The organism is Devosia sp. A369 (assembly GCF_054489345.1).
This window is the reverse complement of sequence record NZ_JBTMWV010000005.1, coordinates 241,853-257,354: the sequence shown is the minus strand read 5'-3', so window position 1 is coordinate 257,354 and position 15,502 is coordinate 241,853. Positions and strand designations below refer to the sequence as shown.

Here is a 15,502-nt window from a genome sequence, read left to right as displayed (position 1 = left end):
TAGGATATTGATCTATGGCCGACGGAGTTAGGCCCGGGTCGACAGGGTGGCGTGCCGCCCTGGCTGAGACGCCGCTTCGTGCGAAAAGCTGAACCCGGCATAGCCCTGCGCCACCATTTCGTTCAGTTTGCGATGATAATTGCCCACACCGCCGGCATAAGGCATGAATATCCTTGGCTTTCCTGGAATATTGGCGCCCAGATACCATGACGCGGCCATGTGAAATAACGTCCCGGCCGCAACCTCGTTGACATGGGCCACCCAATCGTCCTCGGCCGACTGGTCCACATCGATCAGGGTGTAGTCATTGTCCCGCATATGGGCGAGGCATGCGGAAATCCAGTCGACATGTTCCTCGATCGAAACGACGACATTGCTCATCACCGATGGGCTGCCCGGCCCCGTGATCGTGAACAGATTTGGGAAACCCGCACTCATCAGGCCAAAATAGCTCTTCGGTCCATCCCGCCATTTTTCCTTTAAAGTGTCGCCTTCTTCGTTTTCGATGTGAATCCGGTTTATCGCGCCGGTAATTGCATCGAACCCCGTCGCAAAAATAATAGTGTCGACTTTGGTAACCACCCCGTCGACCATCACACCATCCGGGGTGAGGCGATCGATGCCCGACGCAGGCAACTGAACCAGGGCGGTGTTGTCGCGGTTGAACATCTCGAAATAATTGGTGTCGAGGCAGATACGCTTGGTAAAAATCGGATAGCTGGGCAGCAGCTTCTTTGCCACCTCCGGATCCTTCACGGTTTCACAGATCTTACGGCGAACGAAATTGGCCGCGGTGCTGTTCGATTCCAGGTTTACGTTCAGATCGCTGAAGGCCTGGTTGAGCCCATGTCCACCATGGTCCCAGCGCTTTTGATACTCCGCCTCCTTCTGCGCGTCGGACGCCTCCGATGCGGGCATCTTGGCCAATTCCGTGACGACGCCTGCGGGCGACTCGGTTCGCGCAATTCGCTTCAATCGAGTGAAATTCTCGTCCCAATAGGCGTGGATTTCCTCGGTCAACGCTGCGTTCCTGGCCGGAACGCTATAGGAAGGCGTCCGCTGGAAAACATAGAGTTGCTGCGCCTGCTGAGCCACAGCCGGCGCTATCTGGATGCCGGTCGAGCCCGTACCGATGACGCCTACGGTTTTTCCGGCAAAGTCGACCTTCTCCTTGGGCCAGTTTGGCGTATGAAGAATCTGTCCTTCAAACTGATCCATGCCTTCGATTGCGGGCAAATTAGATGATGACAGACATCCTGTCGCAAGAATGACAAACCGCGCGGCCAGCGTTTGACCATCGCCATAAACCACTGTCCACAGACCCTTTGCCTTGTCGAAACGCAGGCTTTCCACGCGCGCATTCAGCGTAATGTCGCGACGAAGATCCAGCCTGTCGGCAACATAGTGGATGTAGCTCAAAATTTCGGGTTGGGCTGCAAAGCGCTCGCTCCATCGCCATCCACGCTGCAGCTCAGTGTCAAAGGAGTAGCAATACTGGACACTTTCCACGTCGCACCGGGCGCCCGGATAACAGTTCCAGTACCAGGTTCCGCCAATGTCCGGCCCAGCCTCCACCACCCGTACCTTCAAGCCATCTGAACGCAGCTTGTGCAGGGCATAAAGACCACCGAAACCCGCACCGACAATCGCGACGTCAAGTATATCGGCGCGAGGAGAAATATCATAAGAATACTTATTCATATTGTTTCCCTAGTTCTGACCATTCGCCAATATTTTCGCGGTACAAAAATGAAGCAGCACAAACAATGACACCCACATTTCGCTTTCCGGCATGTAATTTTTTCTAAAACTGCCCTGGCCCCAAATTCTTCCATACAAGGCCAGAGCACTTCTTTTCCCGGCGAATTGTTCTGATGAGGACGGTGCGGCACAATCGACCAACCTTCCCCGGCAATGGAATGCTAGCAATCGGAATGCCAAAAGATGCCAAGCCTGACACCGTCCTCGCTATCGCCAAAATGGCCATCGCCGGTGGACCAGCCGCTCTTGAGCGCACAGCCGGAACGGCGAACGACAGCACGCGCTCGTCATGCCCGATATTGCCTGGTAAGGCGCCAAAGCCGGTGACGCCGTAGCCGGCCGAGCGCGGATTTTCGCTCGGCGAGAGGCAAGCCCTGAGGCCTCATGTTCTCGACAACGACAGTGCGGAAGCGCCGTCGAACATGTTCTCCTTTTGAGAGGACTGTCCGCGGCAAGTGCATATGTCGTCGCCGGCAACGCCCGCCGAGGCGCGTGGCTTTGCGCTGTCGTCCTGCGTTGCCGCTCTGGCGCGGTTCTTGCGGTCTGAAGCACGGGATTGATAATTCGGGAAGATCGGAATGGATTTCACTCTGACAGATGAGCAGCGGATGCTGCAGGACTCGGCCAGGGAAATGGTGGATCGGGACATTTTGCCTATCCTGAGGCGCAACGACCCCTATAAGCCTCTCCCCAAGGAGGAACGGCGTGCCGTTATCAAGGTGGCGGCCCGCCAGGGCGCAACCTCGATGCGGATACCCCAGGACTACGGCGGGCAAGGCATGACGGCGCTGGAGACGGGCCTTGTGCATGAGATGATGCCGGCTTCAGTCTATTTTTCGCTCGGTGGCCAGGAAACGCCGGCGCTTCGCATCTGTCTGGCCGGCAACCAGGACCAGCGCGATCGTTTTGTTGCACCTTTGTTAAACGGAGACCTGCTGGGAGCCGCCGGCACGACCGAACCTTATGCGGGATCGGACCCACGCGCCGCCCAGACACGGGCCGTCGAAGCTGGCGATTCCTGGATTGTATCCGGCCACAAGATGTGGGTAAGCGGCGCATTCGCCTGCGATGTCATGATGACGACCGCTTCGGTTGGCGCCGACGAACGGGGCCGTAACAGCCTGCTCTGGTTGGTGATCGAACGCGACCGCTCGCCGTTCTACACCAACAAGATTCCGACCATGGGGCTCAAGCAGTGCCATACCGGTGAGGCAATATTTGATGCGTGCAGCGTTTCCAAAGACAATGTAATCGGCGACGAGGGGACCGCATCAAAAATCCTCCAGCATACATGGCTGTCCCAGCGCCCCTCGCTTGGGCTGGTCGCAGTCGGCATGGCACAGAGGGCACTCGACGCCGCGCGCGAATATTCCGGAATCCGCGAAATGTTCGGCCGCAAGATCGCCGGGTTCCAGCTGATTCAGGAACTTCTCGCTGACGCGGCGACATCCATCACCACCAGCCGCCTGATCTGCTATAATGCGCTGGACGCCATTGATAAGGATCTGCCGGAAAAGACGCAACTGTCCGCCATGGCAAAAAGATATGCGATTGCCGCGTGCACATCCGCGATATCAAAATGCATGGAAGTGCATGGTGCGATGGGGATCAGCGTAGAACTGGGCCTCGAAGAATATTACCGCGACGTCCGCATGCTTCCCATACCGGACGGAACCAATCAGATCATGACCCTGATCGAGGGGCGCGAGCTCACCGGCATCTCTGCCCTCCGCTGACGCCTGGAGCCGACCGGTAGTGGGAGCAGGCTCTCCACTCTACCGGGCCGGCTCCAATTTGGCTTGGGCTTTCAGCCGTTCTGCAACGCCTTCTCTCCCATGAGCGCCCTGGCGGCTGCCGGAATTTCATCCATCACGACGACCTTGGTTTCGAGATAGTTCTTGAACCCTTCCACTCCGCCCTCGCGGCCGATGCCGGATTGCTTGAAGCCGCCAAAAGCCAGATTGAACTCGGGCCGCCACTCATTGTGGCCTACGGTTCCGGAGCGGAGCTGGCGCGCCACGGCAAAGGCGCGGTCTGCATCCTCGGTGAAGATGGATGCATTCAGCCCGTACACCGTGTCGTTAGCGAATTCGATGGCCTGCTCTTCGTTGTCGGCGGCAATGACAGTCAAGACCGGGCCGAAGATTTCTTCCTGCGCTATGGTCGACTGATTGTCGACATCGCCAAACAGGGTCGGCTCTACGAAGAAACCGCGGCTGAGATGGGACGGACGGCCGCCACCGGTGACAAGTTTTGCGCCCTCGGCCTGACCCTTGGCAATGTAGCCCTCGACGCGCTCGCGCTGGCGGCTCGTGGCAAGAGGACCCATGTCGATGTCTGCGTCAAATGGATTGCCAACCCTGACCGTCTGGAAACTGGCGTTCAACGCTTCAAGAAGTTCATCATGACGCTTCCGGGTGACGATCACGCGGGTCAGGGCGGCGCAGGCCTGCCCGGTCAGGAAAGTCGCTCGCGCCGCCAGGCGCTTGGCCGCGTCCTCGATGCTGAAATCGTCCAGAACCACGGCCGGCGACTTCCCGCCGAGTTCAAGTGTGCACCGCGCCACGCGCTCGCCGCAAATTGCACCAATTCGCCGGCCGGCGGCAGTCGAGCCCGTAAAGGCGATCTTGTCGACGCCAGGATGGCGCACCAGGCGCTCCGAAACGGCCCGGTCCGCAGTCAGTACGTTGACGACTCCGGGCGGCATGTTCGCGGCTTCGCAGGCTTCTGCCAGCAGATAGGCGGAACCAGGGGCTTCCGGAGAGGCCTTGACAACAACGGTGCAGCCGGCCGCCAGCGCCGCGCCGACCTTCTTGGCCAGCGAGCTCATTGGAGAATTCCATGGAACGATCGCTCCCACGACCCCAACGGGTTCGCGGATAATCAGGGCGTGCTTGCCGCCGCTCCGGGACGGGTGCTCCTCAACGAACGGATAGGTTCGCGACAACTGGGCGTAGAAGCGGTATTGATCGCCGAGCCCCACGGAAGAGGGCTTGGCAATCTTGTGAAGCGTGCCCGTCTCCGCTGTCCAGATCACGGCGTTCTGATCCGCAAGCCTGGTCAGCGCGTCCGCCAGTGCCTCGATATAGCCCGCGCGCTCCTGAGGCGTCATCCTGGGCCAGGGGCCCTTATCGAACGCCTCGCGGGCAGCCGCGACAGCCCGATCGACATCCGCTTCCGTGGCTTCCGGAACAGTCATGAACCGTTCTTCCGTCGCCGAATTCGTAACTGTTATTTTCGTATCGCCGGAGGATGAAACCCATTCGCCACCAATGAAAATTTTGTCGCTGTGCTTGACCAGATTGTCGACGATCATGAGACCTCTCCTGTTTTGATTTGTATACAACCAGTTGGACTACGGAAACCGAAGGGCCAGTGATTCCACGGACGTATGACCGGGCAGCGTGCCAACAACTCCAACAGACCTACGCTGCAATCAGCCCACGCAATATCGATGCCAGCCAGCCCGGCGTTCAACAGCAATGTCACTGACGGGTCTGCGACGCCTATGGTCAGCGGCCCAGCCTTTCGGCGGCTCCGATCTGCAGGACGAACTTGCCGCGATTTCGCCCAAAGCCCGCGATCGCGGCCGCACCCCTAACTTGAATGTTAGATATCGAAGTCTGGGGGCCCGGATTGCCGCGCCAGCTGGCACGGCGATTGCTGCGTTTAGAAAGCCGCCGCGACATACAGGAGGCCAGGTGTAGCTGCGGCAATGTAGGGGAATTCAATAGTCAACCGGAGGAATAGCATGACCAGCAATATGGATTTCAAGAAGCCGGATCGCCGGCAGGTACTTAAAGGTGCCATGGGAATGGGCCTGATGGGAGCGATGGCCGGAACCGGCCTTCTCGGCGCCACCTCGGCCGCTTTCGCGCAAGCTGATTGGCGGCCATCCGGTCCCGTCAAGCTGGTCGTTCCCTTTCCGCCCGGCGGTGGGTCGGATACTTTGGCGCGCGCCATGGCGCCGGGCGCTTCGGAACGCCTTGGCCAGCCTTGCATCGTCGAGAACCGTCCCGGCGCCACCGGCTCGATTGGCACCGCCAATGCATATGACGCCCGCCCCGATGGGATGACCCTGCTGGTGGCGGTCTCCGACGTGATCTCGGTCTGGCCACAAATCTCGCCGAGCAATGTCGATGTGACGCGCTTTGTGCCCATTGTCAGCCTGGGCACGAGCAGCCTGCTGCTTTTTGGCCGGTCGGATTTGCCCGCGAATAACCTCAGTGAATTCATTGCGTTGGCACAAAAGGGCGGGATGCGCTACGCCAGTGCCGGCATTGGAGGAATCCCACACCTTGTGACCGAAGCCTTCATAAGGGAGGCCGGTATCCCCGACGTGGTCCATGCGCCTTACCCGGGCATGGCCCCCGCGCTGCAGGCGCTCCTCGGCAAGCAGGTGGACTTCATGCTTATCGGGGTCGGTGGATCGTTGCAGCACATACCCGAGCTCAAGGTCTTTGGTATCGTGTCGGCCGCCCGCCATCCCGTCTTGCCCGATGTGCCCACACTAACCGAACAAGGCATCCCTCTGGTCAGTGAAGCCTGGTACTGCATGGTTGCTCCGCCCGGCACGCCGGAACCCGTTGCCAACGTGCTTTCCCAGGTTTTCAGCGAAGCCACCGCAGACCCTGCCTTCACGGCGCTGCTCGATAGCTATGGTATTCTTCCCCTCGCCCTCCCCAAGGATGAGTTGGCGCCCTATTTTGCCGAAGACTATCGCAAATGGGGCGAGTTGGTGAAGGCCAGCAACATCAAGCTGTAGCAGGCGCTCAGGCACTTTGGGCCGTTGCGACCTCGAGGGGCCCGGACTTATGTCCGGGCCCTTCCCTTTCATCTGATATATTGGGTCCGCCTTTTGGAGCGGCAGGCGGCCCGACCCATCCAATACCCTTGGGTCTTCAGAACCGGCGGCAGCTCGCCCTACATATTGGGATAGAGCGGACCTTCCCCCCCTTGCGGGGCGACCCAGTTGATATTCTGGTTAGGGTCCTTGATGTCGCATGTCTTGCAGTGAACGCAGTTCTGGGCGTTTATGACGAGCGTCTGATCGCCGTCTTTTTCCACCCATTCATAGACACCCGCCGGGCAGTAGCGCGTTGAGGGGCCTCCATAAAGGCCCAGCTCGGACCGCTTTTGTAGTTCCTCATCCTCCACCTTGAGGTGCACCGGCTGATCTTCCTCGTGATTGGTGCTCGATAGAAACACCGATGACAGCCGATCGAAGGTCAGGACGCCGTCCGGACGCGGATAGTCTATCGGCCTGTGGTTCGCGGCGGGCTCGAGGCTCTGTGCGTCACTCTTGCCGTGTCCGAGCGTGCCCAGCGCCGAAAAACCGAACAGCTGGTTCGTCCACATGTCCAGCCCGCCAAGCCCAATCCCGGCCAACGTACCGAACCGGGACCATAGCGGCTTGACGTTGCGCACCAGCTTGAGGTCTTTGCCGATATCGCTCGAACGCCATTCGCTCTCGATTTCGACGACCTCATCATGGGCTCGGCCGGCGGCAATCGCTGCCGCGATCTTTTCGGCTGCCAGCATGCCGGACAGCACTGCATTGTGGCTGCCCTTGATGCGCGGCACATTGACCAGTCCCGCCGCACAGCCGATCAGCGCACCGCCCGGAAAGGAAAGCTTGGGCACGGATTGATACCCGCCTTCGGTGATGGCGCGTGCGCCATAGGCGGCCCGCTTGGCGCCCACGAAGGTCGGGGCAATCGCCTTATGCGTCTTGAAACGCTGGAATTCCTCATAAGGGCTGAGATAGGGATTTTTGTAGTTGAGGTGGACAACGAAGCCCACCGCCACCAAATTGTCGCCCAGGTGGTAGAGAAACGAGCCACCGCCTGTATTCATGTCCAGCGGCCAGCCGAAGGAATGTTGCACCAGACCCGGCCTGTGGTTTTCCGGCTTTACTTCCCACAATTCCTTGAGCCCGATGCCGAATTTTTGCGGCTCGCGACCCTCATCCAGCCGGAACCTTGCAATCAACTGCTTGGTGAGCGAGCCGCGCGCGCCCTCGCCGAACAGCACATATTTGCCGCGCAGTTCCATGCCCCGGGCGAAACCCGGACCGGCCTCGCCATTCTTGCCAATGCCCATATCGCCGGTGGCCACGCCGCATACGGCGCCATTCCCATCATAGAGAATTTCCGTGGCGGCAAAGCCCGGATAAATCTCGACGCCCAGCGCTTCGGCCTTTTCGGCCAGCCAGCGACAGACCAGCCCAAGCGAGACGATGTAATTGCCGTGATTGTTCATCAGCGGCGGCATGAGTGCGTTGGGCAGACGGATGGACTTGCTGCGGCTCAGGAAAAGGAACTGGTCTTCGTTCACCTGCGTGGTGAAGGGATGCCCCTCCTCCTCGCGCCACCCGGGCAGCAGCCGATTGATGCCGACCGGATCGACCACGGCGCCGGAGAGAATATGCGCGCCCACCTCCGATCCCTTTTCGAGAATGACGACCGATAGATCCGGATCGAGTTGCTTGAGGCGGATCGCGCTGGCCAGGCCAGCCGGCCCCGCGCCGACGATCACGACGTCAAAATCCATCGATTCCCGTTCAAGCGACATTTTCGAGCTCATCTGCATCAGACACGTTCCATGGCGATGGCGATGCCCTGGCCCACGCCGATGCACATGGTGGCAAGCCCATATTTGCCCTTGCGCATCGACAGCTCCAGGGCGGCCGTCCCGGCGATACGCGCACCCGACATGCCCAGCGGGTGCCCGAGCGCTATGGCCCCCCCATTGGGATTAACGCGTGCATCGTCATCGGCAATGCCCAGCTCGCGCAAGGTCGCGAGCCCCTGGGAAGCGAAAGCTTCGTTGAGCTCGATCACGTCAAATGCATCCGTATCAAGCCCGAGCCTCGCCAGCAGCTTCCTGGTGGCGGGTGCAGGTCCGATACCCATGACGCGCGGCGGAACCCCGGCCGCGGCGCCCCCCAATATGCGCGCCAGGGGCGTAAGACCATATTTACTGGCCGCTGCTTCGGAGGCAATGATCAATGCGGCCGCACCGTCATTGACTCCCGACGCATTGCCTGCGGTCACCGTGCCGCCCTCGATCTTGTTGATCGGCTTCAATTTCGCGAGCACTTCCAGACTGGTCGCGCGGGGATGCTCGTCCGCCGAAACGACAATCGGATCACCCTTTCGCTGCGGGATGGTCACGGGCGTGATTTCCCTGCCGAGCCGGCCATTCTGTTGTGCCGCAGCCGCCTTTGCCTGGGACCGGACGGCGAACAGATCCTGGTCCTGCCGTGAAATATTGTAGTCTATGGCTACATTATCCCCGGTCTCGGGCATGGAATCGACGCCATAGAGATGCTTCATCACCGGATTGACGAACCGCCACCCGATGGTGGTGTCGTAAATCTCGGCATTGCGCGAAAATGCGGTCTCGGCCTTGGGCAGCACGAAGGGGGCGCGGCTCATGCTTTCGACACCGCCGGCAATCATCACTTCCGCCTCGCCCGCCATGATGGCGCGCGCGGCCGTGATGACTGCGTCCATGCCCGAACCGCACAGACGGTTGATGGTCGTGCCGGTCACGGATACCGGAAGACCGGCAAGCAGTGTCGACATGCGGGCGACGTTGCGGTTGTCCTCACCTGCTTGGTTGGCGCAGCCATAGATCACGTCGCCGACAGCGTCCCAGTCGAGCGAATTATTGCGCTCGATCAGCGCCCTGAGGGGAATGGCGCCGAGATCATCGGCACGGACTGAGGAAAGTGCGCCGCCGAAGCGACCAATCGGAGTGCGTATATAGTCGCAGATGAACGCCTCGGCCATCCTGACACCTTTCAACCAATTCAGATCAGTTTTTGCAATTCAGGGAGAATCTCGAAGAGATCGCCGACCAGCCCGTAATCCGCGATCTGGAAAATGGGTGCGTCCCCATCCTTGTTGATGGCGACGATGACCTTGGAATCCTTCATGCCGGCGAGATGCTGGATCGCACCGGAAATACCCACCGCGATATAGAGCTGCGGCGCCACAACCTTGCCGGTTTGGCCGACCTGCCAGTCGTTGGGTGCGTAGCCGGCGTCGACGGCGGCGCGCGATGCCCCCACGGCAGCCCCCAGCTTGTCGGCCAGCGGCAGGATCATCTCGTTGAACTGTTCCGCAGAACCAAATGCCCGGCCTCCGGCAATGATGATCTTTGCGGAGGTAAGTTCGGGGCGTTCGGTGGAGGCAATGGCGTCCGAGACGAAGGACGACAGCCCGGACGCAGCTGCAGGCGTTGCGACATGTTCGATCTTGGCCGAACCGCCCTGCCCGGCCGGCTGGAACGCTGTCGTGCGGACCGTGATGACCTTGATGGCCTCGCCGGACTGCACCGTCTGAATGGCGTTGCCGGCGTAGATGGGCCGCTTGAAAATGTCGGGCGAAACCACCTCAACGATATCGGAAATCTGCATGACATCGAGCAGGGCTGCCACGCGCGGCATGACATTTTTGGCCGAGGCCGTCGCCGGCGCGACGATGGTGTCATAGCTGCCGGCCAGCGCGACGATCAAATCCGCCAAGGGCTCGGCAAGATGGTGTGCCAGCTCGGCGCTATCGGCCAGCAGCACACGGGAAACGCCCTCAAGCTTGCTCGCGGCGTCGGCAGCTCCTGCGGCACCGGCACCGGCAACCAGCACATGCACCTCCGAACCGATCGCTTTGGCCGCCGTCAGCGCCTTGGCGGTCTGGTCGGAAATGGTTGCGTTGTCGTGTTCTGCCAGAAGAAGAATGGCCATGGTCTCATCCTTGAAAATTGTTCGTCCCGGTAACCTGCGGGACCGCAGCAAATGGACAGGCGCTGGAGCGAGTCGGGCGATTCCTCACAGCACGCCGGCTTCGGTCTTCAGCTTCTCGACCAGCTCGGCAACGCTCTTTACCTTGATGCCGGCCTTGCGCCCGCCCGGCTCTTCCGTTTTCAGCACCACGAGGCGGGGTGCGATATCGACGCCGAAATCGGCCGGGGTCTTCTTGTCGAGCGGCTTCTTCTTGGCTTTCATGATGTTGGGCAGCGAGGCATAGCGTGGCTCGTTGAGGCGCAGATCGGTGGTAATGATCGCCGGCAGCTTGACCTCGAGGGTCTGCAACCCGCCATCGATTTCGCGCGTGACCCTGGCCGTGCCGCCCGGCATGGCCCCTTCGAGCTCGACCTTGCAGGCAAACGTCGCCTGGCCCCATTTCAGCAGGGCCGCGAGCATCTGGCCGGTCTGGTTGCTGTCATCGTCAATGGCCTGCTTGCCCAGGATCACCAGCCCCGGCGCCTCCATCTCGGCGACACCCTTGAGGAGCTTGGCCACGCCAAGCGGCTCGACCGCCGCGTCCGTCTCGACCAGCACGGCGCGATCCGCACCCATGGCCAGTGCGGTGCGCAGCGTCTCTTCCGTCTTGGCCGAACCAATCGAGACCACCACCACTTCGCTAGCCTTGCCGGCCTCCTTGAGCCGCAAAGCTTCCTCGACGGCAATCTCGTCAAACGGGTTCATCGACATCTTCACATTGGCAAGATCGACGCCCGTTCCATCCGGCTTGACGCGGATCTTCACGTTGAAATCAACCACACGTTTCACAGCTACAAGGATTTTCATGTCTCTTCTCACAGTCGATATTTTCGCATGGGCCGGCGAGGCTAATATCCGTACATCGCCTTGATTTCGAGATACTCCTCGAGGCCAAAATTGCCATTCTGGCGGCCATTGCCAGACTGGCGATATCCGCCCATGGGCGCGCGCATGTCGCCCGGATGCCCGTTGAGGAAAACCCGGCCCGCCCGCAAGGCCCGCCCCACCCGGTCAGCCGTCGCCGTGGACGGCGTGAACAGATAGGCGCCCAGCCCATAGGGCGTTCCATTGACGATATCGATCGCCTCCTGCTCGGTTTCATATGTCAGGACCGACAAGACCGGGCCAAAGATTTCCTGCCGGGCAATGGTCATGGCCGGCGTCACATCGGCAAAAATAGTCGGCTTGACGAAATAGCCCCTGTTGAGCTCCTGGGGACGGTCGGGACCACCGCAGACGAGGCGCGCGCCCTCCGCTATGCCCGACGCAATCAGGTTCTGGACCCGTTCGAACTGCACCTTGTTGACGAGCGGTCCGAGCGTCGTATGGGCGTCCCGCGGGTCGCCGACGCGGATTTTTGCGGCTTCGTCCTGCATGTAGCCAAGCACTTCGTCGAGCTGGTCGCGATGCACTAGCACGCGGCTCGGCGCATGGCAGGACTGTCCGGAATTGAACATGCCGCGCGTGACATTCCACCTGGCAGCCTCTTCCAGAGCAGCATCGGGAAGAATGATGTTGGCCGACTTGCCGCCGAGTTCCTGCACCACGCGCTTAACCGTGGGGGCGGCGTCGATAGCCACCCTGATGCCGGCAACAGTCGACCCGGTGAATGACACCACGTCGATATCGGGATGCGAGCTGATCGCCGAGCCGACCGACTGGCCGTCTCCGAACACGACATTGAACACCCCGGGCGGCACCCCCGCCGCATCGAGCACTTCGGCCAGCAAATGCGCACTGATCGAGGAATGCTCCGAAGGCTTGAGAACAATCGGGCATCCGGCCGCCAGCGCCGAGCAGAGCTTGCCGCAGATGGACTGTACGGGCCAGTTCCATGGCGTGATCAGCCCGGCGACACCGATCGACTCCCGCCTGATCAACGTGCCTTTTACCCTCACCTCGAAGTCGTATTCCCTGATGATCTCGATTGTCTGTTCGAAGATCTGCAAGGGACTGGCGGTGTGGACATTCACCGATACCGGGGCGCCCAGCTCGCGCACGATTGCTTCGGTGAGGTCACCGCTCCGCGCCTTGAAGGCCGATATGATCCGCTGGAACAGCTCGATGCGCTCGGCCGGCGTCGTTTGCGAGAAGCGGGGAAATGCCGCACGGGCCGCGGCCACGGCCCGATCCACATCCCCGGCGCTGCCAAGCGCAAGGGTTGCATAGGTTTCTTCCGTAGCCGGGTCCACGAGGTAGATCGCTCGAGCCTCGACCGGCTCGACCCATTCACCCCCGATATAGAATTTTCCGTAGTGCTTCATCGTCAATCCAGTCTTTGTCGCATGGCGCCATGCCATCAGGTTCGAGAGTGGCGGAGCCGGCTCAATCTTCCACGAAAATCATCTCGCGCTGCTTTCTGATTGCCGAACGGCTGACCGCGATCAGAAGAATGGCCGAGAGCCCCAGGAAGGCGGCGCTGATCGGGCTGGTCAGGAACACCGTCGGATCGCCACGCGACACCAGCATGGCGCGGCGCAGATGCTCTTCGAGCATCGGCCCCAGGATGAAGCCGAGCAGGAAGGGCGCCGGTTCGCAATCGGTCTTCATCAGGAAGTAGCCGATCAGGCCGAAAGCGGTCAGCGTATAGACGTCGAACGCATTGGCTCCGATCGAGTAGATGCCGATTGTCGAAAAGGCGATGATGGCCGGGAACAGCATGTAATAGGGAACGGCGAGGAGTCTGACCCACAACCCGACAAGCGGCAGGTTGAGCACCACGAGCATCAGGTTGCCGACCCACATGGATGCGATCAGCCCCCAGAACAGATCGGGCCGCTCCGTGGCGATCTGCGGACCGGGTATGATCCCCTGCAGCATCAGCGCGCCGATCATCAGCGCCATAACGACGTTGGACGGGATGCCAAGTGTCAGCATCGGTATGAACGAGGTCTGGGCGCCGGCATTGTTGGCAGCCTCCGGCCCGGCGACGCCTTCAATGGCGCCCTGGCCGAATTGCTCGGGGTGCTTGGACAGCCGCTTTTCCATCGCGTAGGAAGCAAATGACGACAGCAGGGCCCCGCCCCCCGGCAGGATGCCGAGCAGGGAGCCCAGGATGCTCCCGCGCACAATGGGCCCCACCGAGCGCTTCATATCCTCCCTGGAGGGCATCATGCGTCCAATCTCGACGGCGGTATTCACCCGACCGGACTCGTTCTCCAGATTCTTCAAAATCTCGGCGATCCCGAAGATCCCGACGGCCAGCGCGACGACGTCGAGCCCGTCAAACAGCTGCAGATAACCCAGCGTAAAGCGCGCCTCGCCCGTATAGACGTCGGTGCCCACCGTCCCGAGCAGGATACCGAACACCACCATTGCCAGCGCCTTGAGGATGGCGCCATGGGCCAGGGCAACCGAACAGATCACCCCGAATACGATCAGGGAGAAATATTCAACCGAGGCAAACTGGAGCGCGAGCGCCGTCAGGGGCGGCGCGGCGACGGCGATCACCAGTGTCGCGAACGTACCGGCGACGAACGAGGCGATCGCTGCCGTCGCCAGAGCGGGACCCGCGCGGCCCATCCTGGCCATGCGATAACCATCGATGGCCGTGACCGCCGAGGAGGATTCGCCGGGCAGATTGAGCAGGATCGCGGTGGTGGAGCCGCCATATTGGGCACCATAATAGATGCCGGCCAGCATGATCACCGACGCCGCAGGCGACAGCGAGAAGGTTATCGGCAACAGCATGGCGATCGTTGCCGCGGGCCCGACGCCGGGCAGCACGCCCACCAGCGTCCCAAGAAGAACGCCCATGAAGCACGCGAGCAGATTTTCGAACTGGAGCGCGGTCGACAGGCCCAACAGAAGTGTGGATGACAGATCCATTGCTACAACTTCCAAGCCTTAAGCCAGGGACCGACCAAATCAATGGGAAGCGACAGGCCGTAATGAAAAATGATGGTACAGAAAACGGCAATTCCCAGGGCCAGGGCGATGCCGGTCTTGACCGTCACGCGTGTGCTCGAAAATGCGGCAAAAAGCATTGAGAGGAACACCGCTCCGGGCAGGCCAAGCCCCCGCACGGTGAGACCGAACACCACAGGCGCAAGGCTAATCATGATCAGGCCCCGGATCGGGATGCGCCCGATGGGCCCGGCCGCGGCGCTGACGGACCTGAACACGATCACGCCACCCATCAGCACCAGCAATACGCCCAGGACAATGGGAAAATAGCCCGCTCCCATCCGCGAGATGGTGCCGATCGACAGCGTGAACCACGCATTGATGCTGAACCAGGCGCCAACCGCGATGAAAAATGTGCCCGCGGCAATGTCTTTGGTGTTTGTTCCCATTATTTCCTCCTAATCTCCGTCACGACCCCATGCCTGCCTACCCCACCGGGGACGCCACGACCATCTCAGGGACGTCAATTCGTAGTGCAGGCAAGCGGCAGCGGTGCCAACCTCCATGGCCGCTGCCGCGCCTCGATGCTATTTTTGGAAAAGGGCGTGCAGGGTGTTGTGCCGATCTTCGTATGACATGAGCAACTGGCCCGGTATTTCCTTGGGAGTCTCGTCGATCTGCAAGGTGATGCCGATGCCATCCTCGGCAATATTACGCGCCATCAGGCGGGCCACCACCGCCAGAACCGCGTCGCCGGTCTTCTTGGTTACCTCCGGGGGCCGCCCCCCGAAAATCCGCAGGTTCAGATACATGAAGCCATAGTCACCCTTGCCGTCCGCAACGGCGTAGTGACTGGCCGGAAAAGCCATGACCCGGGTGCCGCCGGACGGATAGACGGCCTTGCCATCTGCATCCCGCTGCGCGCCGAGCTCGTCGCACAGGGCGCGGCACAGCACGTCCATGTCGACCTTGATATTGGGCGTATAGCTTATTGAGAGATGGGGCATGAGTTCCTCGTAAGATTTTGCTGTGGTGACCAGGCAATCCCGATCAACGATATTGATGTGACCCACACCGCTCAGGCGAATGCGTTCCGCGGAACGCCGT

At 60.7% G+C, this 15,502-nt stretch carries 12 protein-coding genes; 2 read left to right on the top strand and 10 right to left on the bottom strand.

Annotated features, from left to right (window positions below):
- Nucleotides 1-27 precede the first annotated feature (27 nt).
- Nucleotides 28-1,701: a flavin-containing monooxygenase gene (locus ACX3OZ_RS09395; RefSeq protein ID WP_459104369.1), complete on the bottom strand. Its 1,674-nt coding sequence runs from the start codon at nt 1,699-1,701 to the stop codon at nt 28-30.
- A 638-nt stretch (nt 1,702-2,339) separates the two neighbouring features.
- Between ACX3OZ_RS09395 and ACX3OZ_RS09390 the strand changes: the two genes are divergently transcribed.
- Complete coding sequence (locus tag ACX3OZ_RS09390; RefSeq protein ID WP_459104368.1) at nt 2,340-3,497, top strand: acyl-CoA dehydrogenase family protein; 1,158 nt, start codon at nt 2,340-2,342, stop codon at nt 3,495-3,497.
- 71 nt (nt 3,498-3,568) lie between these two features.
- On the opposite strand, the gene ACX3OZ_RS09385 is transcribed toward ACX3OZ_RS09390, so the two are convergent.
- The gene (locus ACX3OZ_RS09385) at nt 3,569-5,077 is read right to left on the bottom strand and encodes an aldehyde dehydrogenase (RefSeq protein ID WP_459104367.1); all 1,509 of its coding nucleotides are present in this window, start codon (nt 5,075-5,077) and stop codon (nt 3,569-3,571) included.
- 435 nt (nt 5,078-5,512) lie between these two features.
- Between ACX3OZ_RS09385 and ACX3OZ_RS09380 the strand changes: the two genes are divergently transcribed.
- Nucleotides 5,513-6,526, top strand: coding sequence for a Bug family tripartite tricarboxylate transporter substrate binding protein (locus tag ACX3OZ_RS09380; protein ID WP_459104366.1), 1,014 nt, complete (start codon nt 5,513-5,515; stop codon nt 6,524-6,526).
- 158 nt (nt 6,527-6,684) lie between these two features.
- Here the strand turns inward: ACX3OZ_RS09380 and ACX3OZ_RS09375 are convergent, their stop codons facing one another.
- The 8 genes from ACX3OZ_RS09375 to ACX3OZ_RS09340 all read right to left on the bottom strand — a co-directional run bounded on the left by ACX3OZ_RS09375 (nt 6,685) and on the right by ACX3OZ_RS09340 (nt 15,402).
- Entirely contained in the window at nt 6,685-8,346 is a 1,662-nt protein-coding gene (locus ACX3OZ_RS09375) for an electron transfer flavoprotein-ubiquinone oxidoreductase (RefSeq protein ID WP_459104403.1), read from the bottom strand.
- Between the two features lie 5 nt (nt 8,347-8,351).
- Entirely contained in the window at nt 8,352-9,557 is a 1,206-nt protein-coding gene (pcaF, locus tag ACX3OZ_RS09370; protein WP_459104365.1) for a 3-oxoadipyl-CoA thiolase, read from the bottom strand.
- A gap of 20 nt (nt 9,558-9,577) precedes the next feature.
- Nucleotides 9,578-10,510: an electron transfer flavoprotein subunit alpha/FixB family protein gene (locus ACX3OZ_RS09365; RefSeq protein ID WP_459104364.1), complete on the bottom strand. Its 933-nt coding sequence runs from the start codon at nt 10,508-10,510 to the stop codon at nt 9,578-9,580.
- Nucleotides 10,511-10,594: 84 nt separating this feature from the next.
- On the bottom strand, nt 10,595-11,356 hold the full coding sequence (locus ACX3OZ_RS09360) for an electron transfer flavoprotein subunit beta/FixA family protein (RefSeq protein WP_459104363.1): 762 nt from the start codon (nt 11,354-11,356) through the stop codon (nt 10,595-10,597).
- Nucleotides 11,357-11,397: 41 nt separating this feature from the next.
- A complete protein-coding gene (locus tag ACX3OZ_RS09355; protein WP_459104362.1) occupies nt 11,398-12,813 on the bottom strand; it encodes an aldehyde dehydrogenase family protein in 1,416 nt (471 codons plus the stop codon).
- A 61-nt stretch (nt 12,814-12,874) separates the two neighbouring features.
- Entirely contained in the window at nt 12,875-14,377 is a 1,503-nt protein-coding gene (locus ACX3OZ_RS09350) for a tripartite tricarboxylate transporter permease (RefSeq protein WP_459104361.1), read from the bottom strand.
- A 2-nt stretch (nt 14,378-14,379) separates the two neighbouring features.
- Nucleotides 14,380-14,844 (bottom strand): tripartite tricarboxylate transporter TctB family protein, encoded by a 465-nt coding sequence (locus tag ACX3OZ_RS09345; RefSeq protein WP_459104360.1) that lies wholly within the window; start codon nt 14,842-14,844, stop codon nt 14,380-14,382.
- Between the two features lie 138 nt (nt 14,845-14,982).
- Nucleotides 14,983-15,402 carry a hypothetical protein gene (locus tag ACX3OZ_RS09340; protein ID WP_459104359.1) on the bottom strand — a complete coding sequence of 140 codons (420 nt, stop codon included), beginning with the start codon at nt 15,400-15,402 and terminating at the stop codon, nt 14,983-14,985.
- Between the last annotated feature and the right edge of the window lie 100 nt (nt 15,403-15,502).

What these genes read in the sequence shown, in the direction of transcription:
- ACX3OZ_RS09350 (WP_459104361.1), bottom strand. Translation starts at nt 14,377, where the DNA reads ATGGATCTGTCATCCACACTTCTGTTGGGCCTGTCGACCGCGCTCCAG.
- pcaF (WP_459104365.1), bottom strand. Translation starts at nt 9,557, where the DNA reads ATGGCCGAGGCGTTCATCTGCGACTATATACGCACTCCGATTGGTCGC.
- ACX3OZ_RS09365 (WP_459104364.1), bottom strand. Translation starts at nt 10,510, where the DNA reads ATGGCCATTCTTCTTCTGGCAGAACACGACAACGCAACCATTTCCGAC.
- ACX3OZ_RS09380 (WP_459104366.1), top strand. Translation starts at nt 5,513, where the DNA reads ATGACCAGCAATATGGATTTCAAGAAGCCGGATCGCCGGCAGGTACTT.
- ACX3OZ_RS09390 (WP_459104368.1), top strand. Translation starts at nt 2,340, where the DNA reads ATGGATTTCACTCTGACAGATGAGCAGCGGATGCTGCAGGACTCGGCC.
- ACX3OZ_RS09395 (WP_459104369.1), bottom strand. Translation starts at nt 1,701, where the DNA reads ATGAATAAGTATTCTTATGATATTTCTCCTCGCGCCGATATACTTGAC.
- ACX3OZ_RS09345 (WP_459104360.1), bottom strand. Translation starts at nt 14,844, where the DNA reads ATGGGAACAAACACCAAAGACATTGCCGCGGGCACATTTTTCATCGCG.
- ACX3OZ_RS09385 (WP_459104367.1), bottom strand. Translation starts at nt 5,077, where the DNA reads ATGATCGTCGACAATCTGGTCAAGCACAGCGACAAAATTTTCATTGGT.
- ACX3OZ_RS09340 (WP_459104359.1), bottom strand. Translation starts at nt 15,402, where the DNA reads ATGCCCCATCTCTCAATAAGCTATACGCCCAATATCAAGGTCGACATG.
- ACX3OZ_RS09355 (WP_459104362.1), bottom strand. Translation starts at nt 12,813, where the DNA reads ATGAAGCACTACGGAAAATTCTATATCGGGGGTGAATGGGTCGAGCCG.
- ACX3OZ_RS09375 (WP_459104403.1), bottom strand. Translation starts at nt 8,346, where the DNA reads ATGAGCTCGAAAATGTCGCTTGAACGGGAATCGATGGATTTTGACGTC.
- ACX3OZ_RS09360 (WP_459104363.1), bottom strand. Translation starts at nt 11,356, where the DNA reads ATGAAAATCCTTGTAGCTGTGAAACGTGTGGTTGATTTCAACGTGAAG.